This is a genomic window from Shewanella sp. KT0246, from assembly GCF_019654955.1.
GTDB classification, from domain to species: domain Bacteria; phylum Pseudomonadota; class Gammaproteobacteria; order Enterobacterales; family Shewanellaceae; genus Shewanella; species Shewanella goraebulensis.
Genome location: NZ_BPEV01000004.1, coordinates 119,580 through 137,302 on the forward strand (window position 1 = coordinate 119,580; position 17,723 = coordinate 137,302).

At 40.6% G+C, this 17,723-nt stretch carries 16 protein-coding genes and 1 other RNA gene; 10 read left to right on the top strand and 7 right to left on the bottom strand.

Features of this window, described 5'->3' with window-relative positions; genetic code table 11:
* Nucleotides 1-771: 771 nt before the first annotated feature.
* Both K5Q58_RS03280 and K5Q58_RS03285 read right to left on the bottom strand, forming a co-directional pair.
* A complete protein-coding gene (locus K5Q58_RS03280; protein WP_220752443.1) occupies nt 772-1,077 on the bottom strand; it encodes a DUF3144 domain-containing protein in 306 nt (101 codons plus the stop codon).
* 346 nt (nt 1,078-1,423) lie between these two features.
* Entirely contained in the window at nt 1,424-3,760 is a 2,337-nt protein-coding gene (locus tag K5Q58_RS03285; RefSeq protein WP_220752444.1) for a patatin-like phospholipase family protein, read from the bottom strand.
* A 558-nt stretch (nt 3,761-4,318) separates the two neighbouring features.
* Here K5Q58_RS03285 and K5Q58_RS03290 point away from each other — a divergent pair.
* Both K5Q58_RS03290 and K5Q58_RS03295 read left to right on the top strand, forming a co-directional pair.
* Entirely contained in the window at nt 4,319-4,651 is a 333-nt protein-coding gene (locus K5Q58_RS03290; RefSeq protein WP_220752445.1) for a TM2 domain-containing protein, read from the top strand.
* 240 nt (nt 4,652-4,891) lie between these two features.
* The gene (locus tag K5Q58_RS03295) at nt 4,892-5,149 is read left to right on the top strand and encodes a YdcH family protein (RefSeq protein WP_220752446.1); all 258 of its coding nucleotides are present in this window, start codon (nt 4,892-4,894) and stop codon (nt 5,147-5,149) included.
* Between the two features lie 83 nt (nt 5,150-5,232).
* Here K5Q58_RS03295 and rbsK read toward each other — a convergent pair whose 3' ends face one another.
* Together rbsK and rihA are read right to left on the bottom strand one after the other, a co-directional pair.
* Nucleotides 5,233-6,168 (bottom strand): ribokinase, encoded by a 936-nt coding sequence (rbsK, locus tag K5Q58_RS03300; protein ID WP_220752447.1) that lies wholly within the window; start codon nt 6,166-6,168, stop codon nt 5,233-5,235.
* Nucleotides 6,169-6,240: 72 nt separating this feature from the next.
* A complete protein-coding gene (gene rihA, locus K5Q58_RS03305) occupies nt 6,241-7,173 on the bottom strand; it encodes a pyrimidine-specific ribonucleoside hydrolase RihA (protein WP_220752448.1) in 933 nt (310 codons plus the stop codon).
* Between the two features lie 313 nt (nt 7,174-7,486).
* On the opposite strand from rihA, the gene K5Q58_RS03310 reads away from it, so the two are divergent.
* The 3 genes from K5Q58_RS03310 to K5Q58_RS03320 all read left to right on the top strand — a co-directional run bounded on the left by K5Q58_RS03310 (nt 7,487) and on the right by K5Q58_RS03320 (nt 10,718).
* Nucleotides 7,487-8,770 (top strand): carbohydrate porin, encoded by a 1,284-nt coding sequence (locus K5Q58_RS03310; RefSeq protein ID WP_220752449.1) that lies wholly within the window; start codon nt 7,487-7,489, stop codon nt 8,768-8,770.
* A gap of 614 nt (nt 8,771-9,384) precedes the next feature.
* Entirely contained in the window at nt 9,385-9,723 is a 339-nt protein-coding gene (locus K5Q58_RS03315) for a DUF3302 domain-containing protein (RefSeq protein WP_220752450.1), read from the top strand.
* Complete coding sequence (locus tag K5Q58_RS03320; protein ID WP_220752451.1) at nt 9,723-10,718, top strand: HlyD family secretion protein; 996 nt, start codon at nt 9,723-9,725, stop codon at nt 10,716-10,718. Before K5Q58_RS03315 ends, K5Q58_RS03320 begins: the two co-directional genes overlap by 1 nt.
* A gap of 94 nt (nt 10,719-10,812) precedes the next feature.
* On the opposite strand, the gene rnpB is transcribed toward K5Q58_RS03320, so the two are convergent.
* Nucleotides 10,813-11,174, bottom strand: an RNA gene (gene rnpB / locus K5Q58_RS03325) — RNase P RNA component class A.
* A gap of 80 nt (nt 11,175-11,254) precedes the next feature.
* Entirely contained in the window at nt 11,255-12,097 is an 843-nt protein-coding gene (gene rsmI, locus K5Q58_RS03330) for a 16S rRNA (cytidine(1402)-2'-O)-methyltransferase (RefSeq protein ID WP_220752452.1), read from the bottom strand.
* A gap of 89 nt (nt 12,098-12,186) precedes the next feature.
* Here rsmI and K5Q58_RS03335 point away from each other — a divergent pair, with 89 nt between their 5' ends.
* From K5Q58_RS03335 to K5Q58_RS03350, 4 genes are all read left to right on the top strand, one after another.
* The gene (locus K5Q58_RS03335) at nt 12,187-14,010 is read left to right on the top strand and encodes a penicillin-binding protein activator (protein WP_220752453.1); all 1,824 of its coding nucleotides are present in this window, start codon (nt 12,187-12,189) and stop codon (nt 14,008-14,010) included.
* A 10-nt stretch (nt 14,011-14,020) separates the two neighbouring features.
* Nucleotides 14,021-14,356, top strand: coding sequence for a YraN family protein (locus tag K5Q58_RS03340; RefSeq protein WP_220752454.1), 336 nt, complete (start codon nt 14,021-14,023; stop codon nt 14,354-14,356).
* Nucleotides 14,357-14,435: 79 nt separating this feature from the next.
* The gene (locus K5Q58_RS03345) at nt 14,436-15,029 is read left to right on the top strand and encodes a phosphoheptose isomerase (RefSeq protein ID WP_102527688.1); all 594 of its coding nucleotides are present in this window, start codon (nt 14,436-14,438) and stop codon (nt 15,027-15,029) included.
* Nucleotides 15,026-15,598 carry a BON domain-containing protein gene (locus tag K5Q58_RS03350; RefSeq protein ID WP_220752455.1) on the top strand — a complete coding sequence of 191 codons (573 nt, stop codon included), beginning with the start codon at nt 15,026-15,028 and terminating at the stop codon, nt 15,596-15,598. Before K5Q58_RS03345 ends, K5Q58_RS03350 begins: the two co-directional genes overlap by 4 nt.
* Nucleotides 15,599-15,719: 121 nt before the next feature.
* Here the strand turns inward: K5Q58_RS03350 and K5Q58_RS03355 are convergent, their stop codons facing one another.
* Nucleotides 15,720-16,592: a DMT family transporter gene (locus tag K5Q58_RS03355; protein ID WP_220752456.1), complete on the bottom strand. Its 873-nt coding sequence runs from the start codon at nt 16,590-16,592 to the stop codon at nt 15,720-15,722.
* 163 nt (nt 16,593-16,755) lie between these two features.
* Here K5Q58_RS03355 and K5Q58_RS03360 point away from each other — a divergent pair, with 163 nt between their 5' ends.
* Complete coding sequence (locus K5Q58_RS03360) at nt 16,756-17,661, top strand: LysR substrate-binding domain-containing protein (protein WP_220752457.1); 906 nt, start codon at nt 16,756-16,758, stop codon at nt 17,659-17,661.
* The last annotated feature ends 62 nt before the right edge of the window (nt 17,662-17,723 follow it).

A 17,723-nucleotide genomic window follows, 5' to 3' on the forward strand; every position in this document is an offset into this window, starting at 1 on the left:
ATTAAAAATGACGTAAAGATGTTTTTAAAGTTAAATCTATCTGAGTTAGCCATAAAATCTTAAGTATTCACAAAAGGATAAATATCGACCAACAGCCAGTTTAATGTCCCCCTGAATGAACACACCCACAAAGAAGGCAACAAAAACCAAAAAAAACATAATGATAAATAGGAACGCAGAATTTAAAAGTTACATAAAATTTAGTTTATAGTAATTTTATTTTTCTCAAAATAATAAAGAAACATCATTTGCAGATATTTTAAACAATAAATATTGGGGCGAAAGATAGAAATGATCATTAACTTTCAGTTCTGACTGAATCATTAACGATTGTAAAAATTGAATTGGGCCAAATTCAACAGTATAAATAACAGAATTTAGATTATTTAATTTTTATATAACACGCAGCTTTAACATTGGCACAAAGTAAACTCTGCACACAAAAAACCAGTAGAAAACCTTTTGGCAACATTTCACTATAAAAATCAAAATAATATATGCCATTTTTATTTCAAGTTTAATAGCCAATGTCGAACATGAAAAATTAATCATTATAATATTATTATGTTCTCATATTTACCTTTCGAACAAATGCAATAAACTAAAAACTAAAACTAACAATCCATAATTAAGAACACTGTTATCATAGAAGGAACTAAAGAGTAAATAAGAGTTGAATGACACAAAAAATAAAACCACTACTAAATAGATTAATAGTGGCTTTATATATTAAGTTAGCGACAGGTTTAACGCACTAACTTAAATAGGGTCTTACTTTTGTGTTTTGCGGTATTGGTCGAAATTAGCAATATAGTCATCCATATTACCTTCAAGCATCTTGCGATACTCTTCAACGTAATATTCCATCATTTCTGATTTTTTCTGCTGCATTTGTTCTGCCGAAGAAAAACCTGTTGAACCAAACCAAGCATTATATCGAGTTAATGCATACATAAATGAAGCACTAATTTCACCAGTCTTAGTTTCAGGATCTTGGTTATGGTTATTGGCAACTTGAATGATTTCGTTAGCGCGATCGAAAAAAGCCTTATTTGGCATTTGGTTTGATTCTGACATGCTTAGGTCCCTAATAATGAGATAGTAATAAGACAATAATGAGCCGACATATTTCCGGCGAGCCATATCTTTAGTGAGATTAACCTACGTGCTTTTACGCCTTCAAACCGTAATATTGTTCACACTCTGCAGTTGTAAGGGTTGATAACTGTGACCCGCATCATTTTGTTGGCAATCAATCTCTATTTTACTCAGTTTACAACCCTGAATTTCAACTACCACAAATCAAGCTTAAGCTGTTGATCATATCAGGCAATTCAGAATGAACTGAGTTTTCATAAACCAGCAACTAAAGTTAGTGACAAAGGTTAATAGCAAAGATTAGTTGCTTAGACTAACCACTCGTTTAAAAGGTTTTACCTAAAGTTAAATAGACTGTTTTATGATGCTGATCGTTAAAGCCTATTCCGAGTACTGCAGGTCCGAATTCTGTTTCAGTGCCAATAAAAATACTCGACGCATATATCAAATCATCTAAATCGCGCTCATTTTTAAATTGCCAAACATTACCAGCTTCAGCCGATGCACCGATATAAATAGGTATAGCTTTCCCCCCTATCCCATGCCAGTCAATTCGGTATTGATATACCAGTGAACCGTAAGCAAGTTGTGACCCTACAAGCGCATCATTATGTAAGCCTGATAAATTGAGAAAACCACCGAGTTTTTGGGTATGTATAAGGCTAATTTGATTGCTATCAGTTCCACTAAGATTGACTTTACCGATGACAGTATGCTGATTAATACTTTGAGCATGTTTAAGGACAAAATCATAATTGAACAGTTCAGTATCACCTAACACCTCCCCTAATAAAGGAATAATGACAGGATCTAACTGATCTTTGTTAAAGGCACCTTTCAAGTAAAGCAAAGTACCTTCACTCGGAAAACTATAACTGTCTAAAGAATCATAACTTATCAGCGCAAAGCTTGAATAGGTATCATAGTCGATATCTAATTTAAGCGACGAAGCCCCCTCAATACTGCCGGTTTCAGCCGAAAATCCGAGTTCAAAAATCATGTTGTTAGCCACATTAAACCCAAGTGCCATACTCAGGTTATGAGCAGTATTATCGGTGCTTAAACCGCGTTCATTGTCCCAGTAATAGAGTTGCTCTTCTTGGGTAAGTTGATAGCGAGTTTTCCAATAATATGTATCTAAGTCATCTAATGGTAAACGGTATTCTGCAGCCAAGAGTTTTTCGCGACCTGAAGTAAGCTCCAAACGTAACTGTCCATCGGTGCCTGCGACGTTATTCATCGAATACATCAAATCAAGTTTGAGATCCGACACCTCAGCAAAGTCTTCTTCCCAGGAAAAACCGATATCAAAAAAATTGGGACCCCAGCTTTTTCGCTGTGTTTTTAGTATCAACTCTTTGCCATCATTTGCATGATCTATCGTTTCTACTTCTACCCGCTCAAACTCATTTAGCGCATACACTCGGTCAACTGCCGCTACAATATCCTCAGTATCAGGGTTATCGCCAGCTGAAACGGCTAAAGCGGACTCGATTTGTTTCGTGTTCACTTTACTGTTATTCACGAGTGTCACTTGAGTAATAGGTTGCTGCTGAAAATCCAGTAAAGCATGCTTATAGGCTAAACGCTGTGATTGATACTCTTGATAATATTCAGCGCTTAATTGAAGTGGTAATAATTGCTGCTTTAAAGAGGTAGCCGCTTGCTCACCTTTAATAAACCCAAGGGGCATAGTGCTGAAATCCGTAGTGTCTAACTCACTGATGTCAGGACGAATAAGAATATCTTGGGGTTGAAGGTTGTCGATTTGCTCTAGTGCATTCGCGCGAGTCATAATCGTCGATAACTGACCGAGTATGGCAAAGCTGTCTTTTAGCTGTTCCTTTGGCGCAAGTTCAGCGCCGATATCAATAGCAATCACGACATCTGCGCCCATTTCTCTGACTGTATCAGCAGGCATGTTACTTACCATTCCTCCATCGGCAAGGTACTTACCGTCGATTTCAACGGGCTGCAAAATACCCGGCACAGAAGCCGATGCATGCATTGCAGTGAGCAAATTACCCGACTCAAGCACCACCGCATTACCTGTACTGATATCTGTCGCAATCGCTTTAAATGGAATAGCTAACTCATCAAACGACTTCTGCTGAGGCACTACCCCTGCGGAGCGAATATATAAATTCCCCATCGTTTGCCCACGCAGTACCCCCTGAGGCATGAGGAGTTCCCCATCTAACGAGCCAAACTCGAAGGGTAAATTAAAGCGGTCAAAATCCTGTTTATCATGATAATTTAGCGCCTTGCGAGGCACGTTGTCGTCAAAGCCACTAGTCCAATCTAAGCCTAACATGATGTTTTCAATATCATCGGCGCTATAACCCAATGCGTATAACCCGCCAACATATGCACCAATGCTGGTTCCTGCAATGTAATCTATCGCTATGTTATTGGCTTCTAAGTAACGCAGCACACCAACATGTGCAGCCCCTTTAGCACCACCGCCACTGAGCGCCAGCCCCACTTTTAATCTAGGTGTAACGGATGAACCCAGTAAAGGAGGTTCAGCTTGAGATATAGAGTTATTAGCTACCACTTCAAGCTCTTGGCCAGATACTTGCGGTAAATAACAACTAAAGACCAAAACTATACATTTTGTACAAAGGGCTAATGCTTTTTGCCACCAAGAAATTTGTTTCAATTGAACAACACCTTAAAAATTTGAAGGCGCTATTTTACGAGAGAACATGATGAGGAAATAAGGAGTGTTTACGAGTTTTATTGTCTCGATAATCAATACAATAAATGCGACATGCTGTTATCTAAAGCTCACACTTTACTATTAGATAGTGAACTTTGCGGATTGATTACCTATTCAATAATGAGTGATACGAGTAAAACCTGCAAAATAGTCTTAATACATATCACATTTAGGACAAGCAAAATTAACAAGCGTACTGTTTAAGCACAAATTCAGCTTTAATTTCTGGCTCTTTATTACAGTCTAGCTTGGTATGACAAAAATACTTCACTATGAAAGCCACCAGCCAACACCAAATAAAAAATACATTATTTACAGTAAGATAAAGTTATAATTTAATTTACATTTGGCGACCGATAGCATTTACATATCTCTATTTAAGTAATTTATCTTCGTTAACGTATTATTTATTTTAATAGTGAGATCTAGAACACTAGAACTGAGCGAACACATGTACTCATAATACTTCATTAGCAATATTGACCATTGGAGTTTGTAATGCCTCAGATAGCTTGTTCACAATGCAGCCAAAAAATCGATTCTAACCACATTACCTGCCCTCAATGTCAGGCGATTCAGGGGTTAGAAGCACTTTCAGGCATTGACCCCAATATTCGTATTAAGAATCAAAAGTTTGCAATATGGTTTGGTTTCTTATTCGGCGGCTTAGGTTTGCATAAGTTCTATTTAGGCCAACATCTAAAAGGCAGCCTTTACTTAGTGTTCAGTTGGACTTTAGTGCCAATGGTCATGGGCTGGGTTGATTCAATTCGCACTATGAAGATGAGCTCATTTAATTTTGAACAGCGGTACAGCAAACGGGCTATTTAGCTCATTGTTTTTAAGCTTTTTAGTTAGCACTCATTTGCATCAACTGTCATCAACGCCTTGTTAAAAACTAATGAGGCGTTTTTAATCTTCACTGTATTAAAGCACCCTTCTTTACCCGCATATTTTTTGCTACCTAGATCGCTAAACCATTCAAACTTATCCCTTTGTGAAACTTCATAGTGCTATAGTGACTTTAGCTTTAAAGCAAAGAGTTTCAATTAACCATTTCAAGGATTGCCTATGTTAAATGAGAATCACGCACTTATTTTCGACTTTCCAGAGTTTAAGAAAGACATTGTTTACTTGAACCATAAAGACAAAGAGTTTGAAGCTTTATCAAAACAGTATCATTTACTGGATTATGAAATACGTGAGTTAGAAGTTGAAGGAAGCCCAACCGATGACGAGCATATGCACCAACTAAAAGTACAACGTGCAAATTTGAAAGATGTGTTGTTTCAAAAATTAAAACAACATCACGATCAAGAATCGAGTTAACCACTTTCAGTTACATCTATTATAAGGGGATAACTTCCCCTTATTGTTTAAAGTATAAATCCAGTTCAAATACCAAGTATACTTTAAACAGTCCTTTCGTTTGTAACCTCTGCTCGATAAGGAATACCCCGCTGCGCACCATGGCGAGTAACAGCAATAGCCGATGCTTTATTGGCGAAAATAACAGCCTCCTTAATAGAACACCCTTCATCTAACGCAACCATTAAGCCACCATTAAACGTGTCTCCTGCCGCAACGGTATCTATTGCAGTTACAGCAAATGCAGGGATTAGCTCACTCACTATTTCTTTGGTGGTTTGCACACTCAAATATGCGCCTTGGCTGCCCAAAGTAATCACAACAGTATTGATACCATATCCATGTAATTGCTCAGCAGCTTTGGCTGCTGATGCTGTATCAGTCACCTTGATGTCTGTTAAGGCTTGGGCTTCAGTTTCATTCGGCGTGATGATATCCACAAGTGATAATAAGGCTTTAGGTAAATTAGCAGCAGGTGCGGGATTTAAAATAGTGGTGCAGTAATGTTCCTTAGCCAATTTTAACGCTGCTAAAACGGTATCTAGCGGTGTTTCAAGTTGAATTAACAAGTAACTTGCTTGAGCAAATTTGTCTTGTTGCTCTGTTATATGTTCTGGCGACAAACAGGCATTGGCTCCCGCGACTACACCAATACTGTTTTCTCCTGAACTACTGACAAAAATCATCGCTGTGCCTGTGCTTTGCTCAGCGATGCCGTAGCAACCAGAAAGCTCAAGCTCATCTTTTTGCCAAGCTTTGCGCATCAATTCGCCATTGCCATCATCACCCAATGCACAGATAAAATCGACCTGTTGAGTTGATGATTTAAGTCGAGTTGCGGCAACAGCTTGATTAGCCCCCTTGCCACCCAGTTCAAGGCGATAATCCCGACTCAGCAAGGTTTCACCTGCTTGAGGTAATGAATAAAATGCCAAGACATGATCTGCATTTGCGCTACCAATCACTAATAATTTATTCATAGCTACCTTTAATCCGGTTGCAAACGATAGTATGCAACCGAAGTTAATCTGACTCGACTAATAGTCATTTACTTAATACTTTTCTAAACAGTCTACGATAAAGTCGACAAACCCGGGGCGATCAATATTAAACAGCACTTTAGCGTTATGAGGGTTGCTAGTAAGTTGGTATCTATCAACCACCGTCATACCTTGGGTATATTCACCTTTAGTTTCTATTCCCACCCAACAATCTGTCGTTGTAAAGAGCTCTGGTTTAAGCAACCATGCAATGGTGCAAGGGTCGTGCAAGGGCGCCCCTGTAAAGCCCCATTTAGGGTCGCGATGATAAATCATGAAGAAATCGAGTAACTCAGCGACACATTGAGCTACTGGGTTATCAATTTTCCGAATACGTTCAATATCTTCATCCATAATTTGCGCTTCATGTGTCACATCTAAGCCGCACATAACAATCGGAAGTTTCGATTTAAATACAATATCCGCAGCTTCTGGGTCAACGAAAATATTGAACTCAGCAGCTGGAGTCCAATTGCCTGCACCTGCCGCGCCGCCCATCAATACTATGCTGTGAATATTGGCATGCAGCTCAGGATAAGCCGTTAAGAAAATAGCAATGTTAGTTAAAGGCCCCGTGGGAATTAAGGTCACAGGAGTATCACTTTGACGCACCTTTTCAGCAATCAGTTCAATTGCGGTTTGCGCCACAGGAGCAAATGCAGGATCAGGTAGTTTAGGCCCATCAAGACCTGATTCACCGTGAACATTATCTGCAATAATTAACTCACGCGCTAAAGGCTTAGGCGCACCTGAAGCAACGGGGATATCGTGTCGATCCAATAGCGTTAACACACGTAAAGCATTATTCAGTGTTTTGGCTTGAGTTTGATTACCTGCACTCGTGGTAACGGCAAGTACGTCGAGTTCGGTTGAGCTTAATGCGAGGATTAGCGAAATTGCATCATCATGTCCGGGATCGCAATCAAGAATTACAGGGCGCTTCATGGCTTACTCCTTTTTTAGATGAGCTCAAAATTATCATGAAAGAAAGCTAAGAGAGGTGATATTCATCTAAGAATGATGAAGATGTTGAAGTTGGATTTTTGAGAAAATAGAAACGATGCCAATGAATAAGACCAAAGGCCTACCACGTTTTCAACATTGGTTGGCTGCACTTCGCTTTATGCCATAAGCGTGATCTATATCACCTAGATAAGCAGGTTAATAACGGCACCCAGGCGCAAACATCCTATTAGCAAAACCTTAAAAATGATAACATAGACCTCACATTCCTTAACTCCCCTCCATAGGAAATATGATGACTCGTTATACACTTGCCGCTTCTTGTATTGCTTTAGCGTTATCAGCTAGTGCCAATGCAACCACCGTTGAAGAAGAACTAAAAGCCCTCAAACAACGTATCGAACAATTAGAAGCACAACAAAAAGAAGCACAAAAACCACAAGCAACTGAGCTGCTACAAGTTGAGGTTGTTAATGAAGTTGTCAATGAAGTTGAGATAGTTGAAGAAACAGAAGCCAAAGTTAATTTTGGTGGCGCTGTTCGTGTCAATTACTCCTATGAAGATTTCAATGATGCCAATGCCGATCGTGGTGGTGATTTTGACTTTGACCTATTCCGCATTGATGTATCAGGCAGTTACGGCGACTTAATCTATTCAGCTCAATACCGCTGGTTTGAATACATGAACGTTGTCCAACACGCTTGGATTGGTTATAACTTTGATGAAAATCAACAAGGTAAAATCGGTGTCACCCAAGTGCCATTCGGTATGCTGACTTACGCATCAAACAACTACTTTTTCAGTTCTAACTTTTATCTGGGTCTTGAAGATGACCACGATATGGGCCTAAATTACACCTATAAAAGTGATGTTAACCAATTTGACTTAGCTTTCTATAAAAATGATGAGCAAGGCGGTATTGATGGGTTTGTATCTGATCGCACAGACCGCTACGCCTATGACGTTGTTGGCATTCGCTTAGATGGCGAAGATGCTTATGACGCACCAACAGCAGGTTATGAAGCTGGCGAAGTGAATACCTTTAATTTACGTTACGCCCACAATTTTACCTTTGATAAACTGGGTCTTGAGCTCGGTGGCTCAGTACAAGCAGGTCAATTGGAAATAGCCAATGGCACTGATGGTGACAATTTTGCGGCAGCGATTCACGGTATTATTGATTACGATCGCTGGAACGTGAAATTGCAGGTTACCGATTATGCCTATGACGTTGACGGCATGGACGTTGACCGTATTGTCGTTGCTGCTTACCACTTCTATGACTCTATTCCAGCAGAAGCGACGACCTACATCGCTAACGTAGCATACAGCCTGCCGGTTGATTTTGGTCCAGTATCTAACTTAACCTTCTACAATGACTATTCACTAGTAACTGGAAAATCAGCATCACTAGAAGATACCTTTATGAATGTTACAGGTATGGCGGTTTCTGCAGGCGGTTTATATACCTACTTCGATTATGTGGTTGCCGAAAACCAACCCTTCATTGGCGGTACTATGGTTGGTGATGGTGATACGAATAAACGCTTCAATATTAACTTTGGTTACTATTTCTAAAGTATCGTTTACTGACAGTTCATTTAGCTGACAGCCCAAAAGCCCGCTTACGTTGCAATTGCGGGCTTTTTATTTTGCATTCAACCGCATTATTTCACTAACAAATGTCGTCACTACCCTTGCCACCAACCGAAAGCACACGATAAGCGCCCATAAAAATACTATTTTAAAACAGTTTGCTCATCAGCTTAGGTAACTCTTCTATCGTAAATACAGGAGACCATTCAGAACAGTGGCAAATATGAAGATGAATATCATGAAAAGTAAAATTCTGGCTTTGCAGCCAACTTACCAGCTACTGGTTTGATTACATAGACAATACTTCATTTTTAATATCGATAATGGCTAATATCAACTAGCCGATTAAGTATAGCTTAATTGGCTTTTAAGTCTGGCTCTATCGATGACTTTTCTGCTCATTGCTAACCTAAACTCCACGTCAAGCAAACTGCTTTTCGAATGAAAGAGAGAGTCTGTAGAGCAGAGTTAACAAGTCAAATAGTTCCTTATTTAACTCCAAGTCACCAGACGCAGTTTTTGCTATCAATTATGGAAGACTCTCTCAAAGAAACGGAAAAGGATTTCCTCCTAAACCTTACTTTGAGAGAGTAACTATGAATTTAACATTAGATTATGCATCGCTAGCAATCTTACTGCTGGTTATATTGATTTTGATATATGGCCTTATCGCCATTTACGATATTCCATTTGAAATTGCCAAAAAACGCAATCACCCACAACAAGAAGCGATACATGTCACGGGCTGGATAAGTTTGTTTTTCATGCATGCACTGTGGCCTTTGCTATGGATCTGGGCTATGTACTATGACCCTAAAACTCAAGGCGAATCAGTGAGAGGGCTCACCTTAAGCGAACAGCAGGATTTACAGCGCCAGCTCAATGACCTGAAAGCAGATGTGGTCACTCTGCAAAACACGGCAGGAGAGGCGTAATGGAAACACTTATATTGTTAAGCTACATCAGCTTATGCGTCATTGCCTTTCGGGTATTCAAACTACCTAAAAATAAGTGGACCCTCACAACTGCGGGTGTCATTGGCATATTTCTTATGGGGTGGATATTTCTGTATATGGCGATGTACCAGCCAGTATCTCGTATGGCAAGGGTATACAGCGTGACAACGCCAATCACCTCACAAATTAGTGGACTAATCACCGAGGTGTATGTAAAAGATAATCAGCCGCTTACCAAGGGACAAGCGCTCTACCAGATTGATAAAATACCTTTTCAGGCACAAGTTGATCAGTTATCAGCACAAATTATCGAGACAGATGTAAAAATCAGCTTCTTAGACAAAGAACTCAAGCGCTATGAAGATTTGCAGCTATCTCAGTTCTCTTCAGATGAGAAAATCGATAGCCTCAATACTAGGTTGATCGACGCTAAACAGCAAAAAATTAGTCTTCAAGCCAGCTTAGAAGAAGCGCTGTTTAATCTGGAAAGTACCACTGTTGTGGCACCAACCGACGGCTATGTCACTCAGGTTAGACTGAGACCCGGTATGAAAAGCCGCACAGTTCCCTTTCAGGGAAACCTCACGTTTGTACATGATGAAGAGAAGCAGATCTTTGCCGCTTTCAAACAGATGCCAGCGAGATATATAAAAGATGGTTATGCCGCCGAAGTCACTTTTAGCACTATTCCCGGCCATGCTTTTAAAGCCAAAGTAGTACAAATTAACGATATTTTTGCTCAGGGCGCAGTAAGCCCTTCTGGCAACCTCATTCAACCGGAAACAAACCACCAACCCGGACGCATATTAGTGAAAGTTGAATTAGAGCAACCAGAACTGATAGCCAATATGCCGCTGCCTGCTGGTACTGATGCCCACGTGGCTGTTTACTCACCAAAGTGGAAAGCATTTTCAATTATTAGAAAAGTAATATTGCGTATGCAAAGCTGGCAGAGCTGGGTATTTGAAGGCTAATCGCTACAGCAATAATAAATTATCAATGCCTACCTTTAAACACTGACAACAAAAAGCCCGCTTATCTTTCGATAAGCGGGCTTTTTTGTTTTATTAGGTGAGTTGGCCGATAAGCCGGGTCCTGTCTTGGACAGTTATTCATCTAGGCCTGCAATCGCTCACAGGCTCAAGCGACCTACCCGGTCCCAACGCGAGCAGCGCATTAACTTACCTAAGTAAGCAGTGGGACCCTATTTGGTCTTGCTTCGGATAGAGTTTACCTTGCAACCAACTGTTACCAGTGGTCCGGTGCGCTCTTACCGCACCCTTTCACCCTTACCAACCGAAGTTGGCGGTCTTCTCTCTGCTGCACTTGTCGTCGGTTTACACCGCCCAGGCGTTACCTGGTATCCTGCTCTTTGAAGCCCGGACTTTCCTCCCCGTTCTTACGAACGCAGCAACTGTCTGGCCAACTCGGCGCGGATTATAGCCTAACCACCAGCAACAAACCAACATAAAGATAGTTAAATGAGCGTAAATGCTGGCTAAAACCTGAATTAAAGTCCGATCTCTAATCCATGCTTATATAAGGCATTCTTTTTCAAACCATAAATTTGGCCCGCTACAGCGGCCGCTTTTTTTAATGGCAATTCTTCACATAGGATTTTTAAAGTATTAATCACAGTTGTTGAAAATTCTGACTCCGTTTCAGTGCGATGCCCATGACACATTAAAACAATTTCGCCGCGCTGCTGATTGGGGTCATCTTTCACTTTCTGCAGCACTTCACCTGCTGAACCTGATAAAAATGTTTCAAAGGTTTTAGTCACTTCACGCGCCATGACAATTTCGCGCTCTTCACCTAATGCGACAACGATAGATTCAAGACTGTGCACAATACGATGCGGTGATTCGTAAAAAATCAGTGTACGCGGGTCTTCTTTTACAGCCGCTAATTTATCTAAACGACCTTTCTCTTTTGACGGTAAAAAACCTTCAAAAGAGAATCGGTCAGACGGCAGTCCCGATGCGCTTAACGCGGTAATAGCAGCACATGGGCCAGGTAAAGGAATAACATCAAATCCTGCTTCACGCACTTGTTTGACTAGGTGATAGCCAGGATCTGAAATCAATGGCGTACCGGCATCGGAGATTAACGCGACTGCCTCACCGAAGCCTAACTTCTGAATAATCCACTGCGCTCTGTCACGCTCATTGTGATCATGCAGTGCAGTTTTACGGGTTTCGATTCCGAAATGACTAAGCAGTTTTCCACTATGGCGCGTGTCCTCGCAAGCAATCAATGAGACATTGTTTAATACCTCGATCGCGCGGTTGCTGATATCCCCTAAATTGCCAATGGGAGTGGGAACGATATAAAGTGCGACCGATAGGTCCATAACTACCTCTGTATTGAATATCATCAAGACTTTCGCCAAGTGAAAGAGCAGGTTAAACTAGAGACAGCATCTTACCAGAGTGAAGCCCTGTGTTAAAAAGACTGATTACAACAAAATTCGTTTTCGCAGCCATTTTGTCTACTGTATTATTTGGTTGTGCAACCCAAACGACTGATAACAAACAAGCTATTGATAATTCGTTAGCGACTGTCACTCAAACTGCAAATATTTATTTATCTGCAGCGAGTAACAGTGAGCAGCCACAAGACCGCGATAGATATTTACTATTAGCCGCTCATGCCTATGTGAATGAAGGCAACGTCTCTGCCGCTGATAAATTATTGAGCTCAATGAAGCCGAATTTACAGCCTGAACCGAGTCTACAAGCCGAGTGGTTGTATCTTTCTGCAAGAGTCGCTGAGCAAACGCGTTCAGATGCTGATGCACTAGCTATATTAAACTATCCGAGCCAATGGAATTTACCTAACTGGCAACGTGTGACTTATCATCAATATAAAGCGCGGCTATTTAATCAAACCAAACAACCGATTGATGAATTACGCCAGCTAAGCTCGCTGAGTTTGTATTTACCGAAAGAACAAGCCTTTGAGGTTAATGACACGATTTGGAGAACATTGCATCCACTTCATGAAGAAACCATCAAAAGCTTTATGAATGATACCACTAACCCAACCTTCTCAGGTTGGTTACAGTTAGCCTACATTGCTAAGCATTATGCCGTTGATCCATCACAGCTCGTTCGTTATCTAGGCGAGTGGCAACAGGCTAACCCAAATCACCCTGGGGCAGTTAAACTTCCTTCTGATTTAGAAAAAGCCCTTAATGCTAAACCTTATAAGCCTCAAAATATTGCGGTAATGCTGCCGCTTACAGGGCGACGAGCTGCAGTTGCCGAGCCGATTCGACAAGGCATTTTAGCCAGTTACATGGCTGCATATGATGATCAAATCGAACTTAACTTTTTTGATACTAATTTAGGTGTTGAGCAGGCTTATCAAGATGCGATTAAAGCGGGCGCCGAGTTTGTTATTGGCCCATTACTACCAAATGCTGTAGAAGAAATGCAAAACTTGAATGATCAAGGCTTAATGACCATTCCACAGCTTTATTTAAATCAAACTGAAACCTTTACCGCCAATAACGACCAATTTTATTTTGCGCTGTCTCCAGCACAAGAAGCCAGTGATGCTGCCCAGCGTTTATTTAATGATGGCATTAGTTTGCCACTGTTATTAGTCAGTAATGACTCTACAGGTAAGCGCATGGCGGAAAGCTTTAATAAGAAATGGCTTGAGCTGACTGAAGAAAACGCCGAGATTCATTATTACGATGGTGGCGATCAAATGAAGCTCACCGTACAAGAAGCTCTTGGCGTTAAAGATAGTCAGGCTCGTATTGCCCGTATGAAACAACTGATTGGCAATAATATTGAAGCGGATTTTCGTTCACGTCGTGATATCGACGCTATTTACATGATTTCAGCTTCTAAAGATTTAGTACTGCTGAAGCCTTTTTTAGATGTTAACTTCAGTGTGTTTGCCGACCCTGTAGCGCTTTATACCACCAGCCGCAGTCGATTAAGTGGTAACTCGACTCAGTCAGCACAAGAGCTTAATAATTTGATGATCAGCGATATCCCTTGGTTAATGGGTACTAATCCTGAAACCACCATGGTGAGTCAACTATGGAGTAACTGGAATAATGGCCAAAAGCGCTTATATATCATGGGTTATGATTCACTAGAACTTGTGAGCCGTTTAGCACAGATGCGTGCATTCCCTGGTTATCAATTTAACGGCCGCAGTGGCGCACTATCTGTAGATAATGACGGTGTTATTGAGCGCACATTGAGCTGGGGCAAATACCAGCGAGGACAACTTCGTCCTTTATGAGTCATCTTTTATGAACGGATCTAGCCAAGGACAACACGCTGAGTCATTAGCACGAACTTACCTTGAACAACAAGGTCTACAGTTTGTGACTCAAAATCAGCGTTATCGTTTTGGTGAAATAGATTTAATCATGCGGGATAAACAATATTGGGTCTTTGTTGAGGTGAAATTTCGTTCATCAACCCAATTTGGTGGCGCATTAAATGCGTTATCTGCTGCACAAATATCGCGTATCAGAAAAGCAGCAGAGCAATATTTACAAACAAACAAAATCAATGCCCCATGCCGCTTTGATGTGATTGCCTTCAATGGCCAAGACATACAATGGCTGCAAGGGTGTTTTTAAATAGACAATTTTAGCTATAATGCTGCCAAGATAGTGATTTAAGCATGATAGCAACACTTTACCGAGTAAGGATTTAACCATGTTAGAACGTATTAAAGACAGCTTCACTGAATCAATTCAAACTAAAATTGATGCAGCAGAAGCATTACCAGAGTCGATTGAGAAAGCGGCTGAAATGATGGTTCAATGCCTGCTAAGTGGTAATAAAATTCTTGCATGTGGTAATGGCGGTAGTGCCGGTGATGCACAACATTTCTCTGCAGAATTACTTAATCGTTACGAAATTGAACGTCCACCACTCCCAGCAATCGCATTAAGCTGTGATACTTCAACGATTACTGCTATTGCAAATGATTACAGCTATGATGAAATTTACTCAAAGCAAATAATGGCATTGGGTCAACCAGGCGATATTTTGTTAGCTATTTCAACCAGTGGTAACTCTGGTAACGTGATTAAAGCAATGGAAGCGGCACTAGGTCGCGACATGACTATCGTTGCGTTAACCGGTAAAGACGGCGGCGCGATGGCTGGCTTTATGAGCGAAGGAGATGTTGAAGTTCGCGTACCTTCAAATGTGACTGCACGTATTCAAGAAGTTCACTTATTAGTGATTCACTGTCTATGTGACAACATCGACCGTACTCTGTTCCCTCAGGACGAGCAAGCATGATAAAAGCAGTTCTTGCCATAGCAATACTGTTTCTACTTCAAGGTTGTGCAGGTGTTGTTATGGTTGGTGCTGTTGGCGGTGCAAAAATGGCCAATGATGAGCGTAGTATGTCTACGCAAATCAGTGATACCAATGCCGATTTTGAAATCACCAGTGCATTATCAAAACATAAAGACATTCATAGCCAAACCAATATTACCGGTGTGGTGCTGAACAGTAATGTGTTGATGATTGGTCAATCTCCAAACTCTATGTTGCGCGACAAAGCCATCAAAGTGGTTCAAGAGTTAGAGATTGGCGGTAAGCTTCATAATCAAATTCGTATCGGTAACCCGACCTCTTTTACCACCCGAAGCAACGATACGTGGATCACCACTAAAGTGAAAACACGTATGTTGAACCATTCTGATTTAGACGTCACTCGGGTAAAAGTGGTGACTGAAAATGGTGAAGTCTTTCTGCTTGGGTTAATCGCTCGCGACCAAGCTGATCTCGCTGTCGAAGTGACTCGAAATACTTCAGGGGTGAGAAAAGTGATTAAAGTATTTGAATATTTAGACTCTGATTAAGCGTATATTTAAACACTTCTAACCACTAAACTTTAATTACCCGCCCAAATTAATCCCTAAATTCATCGTACTCTTGGTTCGATGAATTTTTTGTTTTAGCTGTTGTTAACTTAACGAAACGTTAGCTTACTAAAGCTTTAGTTGAACGAGCCGCAAAGTATCTCACAGCAAATGGTATAACTAAGGTGGGTAGCACAATTAAGCTAGCACCAATCCAACTTAACGCATCTAACCACTCATCGAACCACAACCAACCGAAGAAGATACAGAACAGCAGGCCAGTGTATTCAGCTACCGCAATATCACTGGCTTTCGCATTTCGGTATGCAAAAATACAGCACAGATGATAAGCCAAAATAAAGATGTTGCTGACAATAGATAAACCGATCAGTGACCAAGATATGTGACCGAAACCTATACTCCCACCAATGATAACTAACACAGGAATACTCAACAGGTTATAGAGCATCAAAGTCACAATAGGTGAGTCAGTTTGGGGTAATTTTCGTAACGTAATTTGATTAACTGAAAATGTCACTGCGGCAATTAATACCACCAGCCCAGCCCAACTCATTTCTGAAGGCCTAAGTAAGATAATAATCCCCACAAATCCCAGTAAAGTGATCAGCCACTGGCTTATTCTCACTTGTTCTTTAAGCCAAAAATGGCCTAATACTATGATGATAATAGGCGCGGAGAAAAATAAGGAACTCACTGTTGCTAAAGGTAATGACAATAATCCGACCACTAGAGCAATCGAAGTCACAACACCTATGTTTGAGCGTAGTAATTGTAATTTAAAATCTGCGGTGTTTGGTCTGCGAGCAATAAACCATAAAGGCAACAGCATTAACACGCAACCTAACTGACGTATAAGTAAAAATGTCACCACATCAGCATCTTGTGGCAGCCACTTAATGGATACATCGTATAAGGCGCTGAAAATATTTCCCAGTACTAATATCAATAATGCTATGACGACATGTGGCTTCATGGCTTTCTAAACTCAATTAACAGGCTACCTCAATAAGGAAAACATGATATCTAGCAAATTTCTGTAACTGAAATGATGTTTCTTACCCATTCATGAGTTAAATTCATCAATATGGTTATTATCTATAATTTATTCATATCTATAATTTCTGAGTGGTACGACAATGAGAAAGCTTCCTCCATTGCGGTCTTTACAAGTTTTTGAGTCAGCAGCTCGCTTGCAGCACTTTTCGAAAGCTGCTGATGAGCTTTGCATAACCCAAAGTGCTGTGTCACATCAAATTAAGCAGCTTGAAGAGTACTATGGGGAAGTGCTGTTTATTCGTAATACTAGACGGTTAGAATTAACTGATAAAGGCGCGCTACTATTTGACCAAGCAGAGATTTCATTCAATCAACTTGATGACATCAGCCGGCAAATAGTTGGCGATGAAAATCAACAGTTACGTTTAGCCGTCTACAGCTCATTTGCGGTTAAATGGCTCATACCTAGATTAAGTGAGTTCCGCCAACTTCAACCACAAATCGACCTACGTTTGGATATGATTGCCGATGATCCACAATTAAGTGATAGCGTCGCTGACATGTTTATTACAGGCCAATCAAACCATAAAGGTTACCGTCACTTAACTTTGCATAAAGAGCGCTTAATTCCAGTTGCAAGTCCTGAGTACATCGCTAAATGGTTAATTAAGCCTGCTCACTCCACCCAAGAGTTAAAAAGTTGCTTAGCTAGTGCAGTACTGCTTACGGTTGATGAAGGAGCATTAGGCATTGATTGGCAGCGTTGGTTCGAGGTCAACCACTTAACTCCATCTGAAGAGCAGCAACAGCACATATTCAGCCATGTCTTATTTGCCATAGAGGCTGCAATTGTTCACCAAGGTATTGCACTCGCATCTGACTTTATGGTGAAAGATGACATACACTCAGGACGATTAATTGCTCTCGATTTACCCGATTTATTAACAGGCTTCAATTTTAACTTTAGCTGTAAGCAACGCAGACAACGAGAGCCTGCAATAGCCAGCTTTATTGAATGGTTGAAACAGCAATCTCAATTAACATGAAATTGCTAAACATCATCAACAAAAAAGCCAGCATTCATGCTGGCTTTTATTCATCAATATCG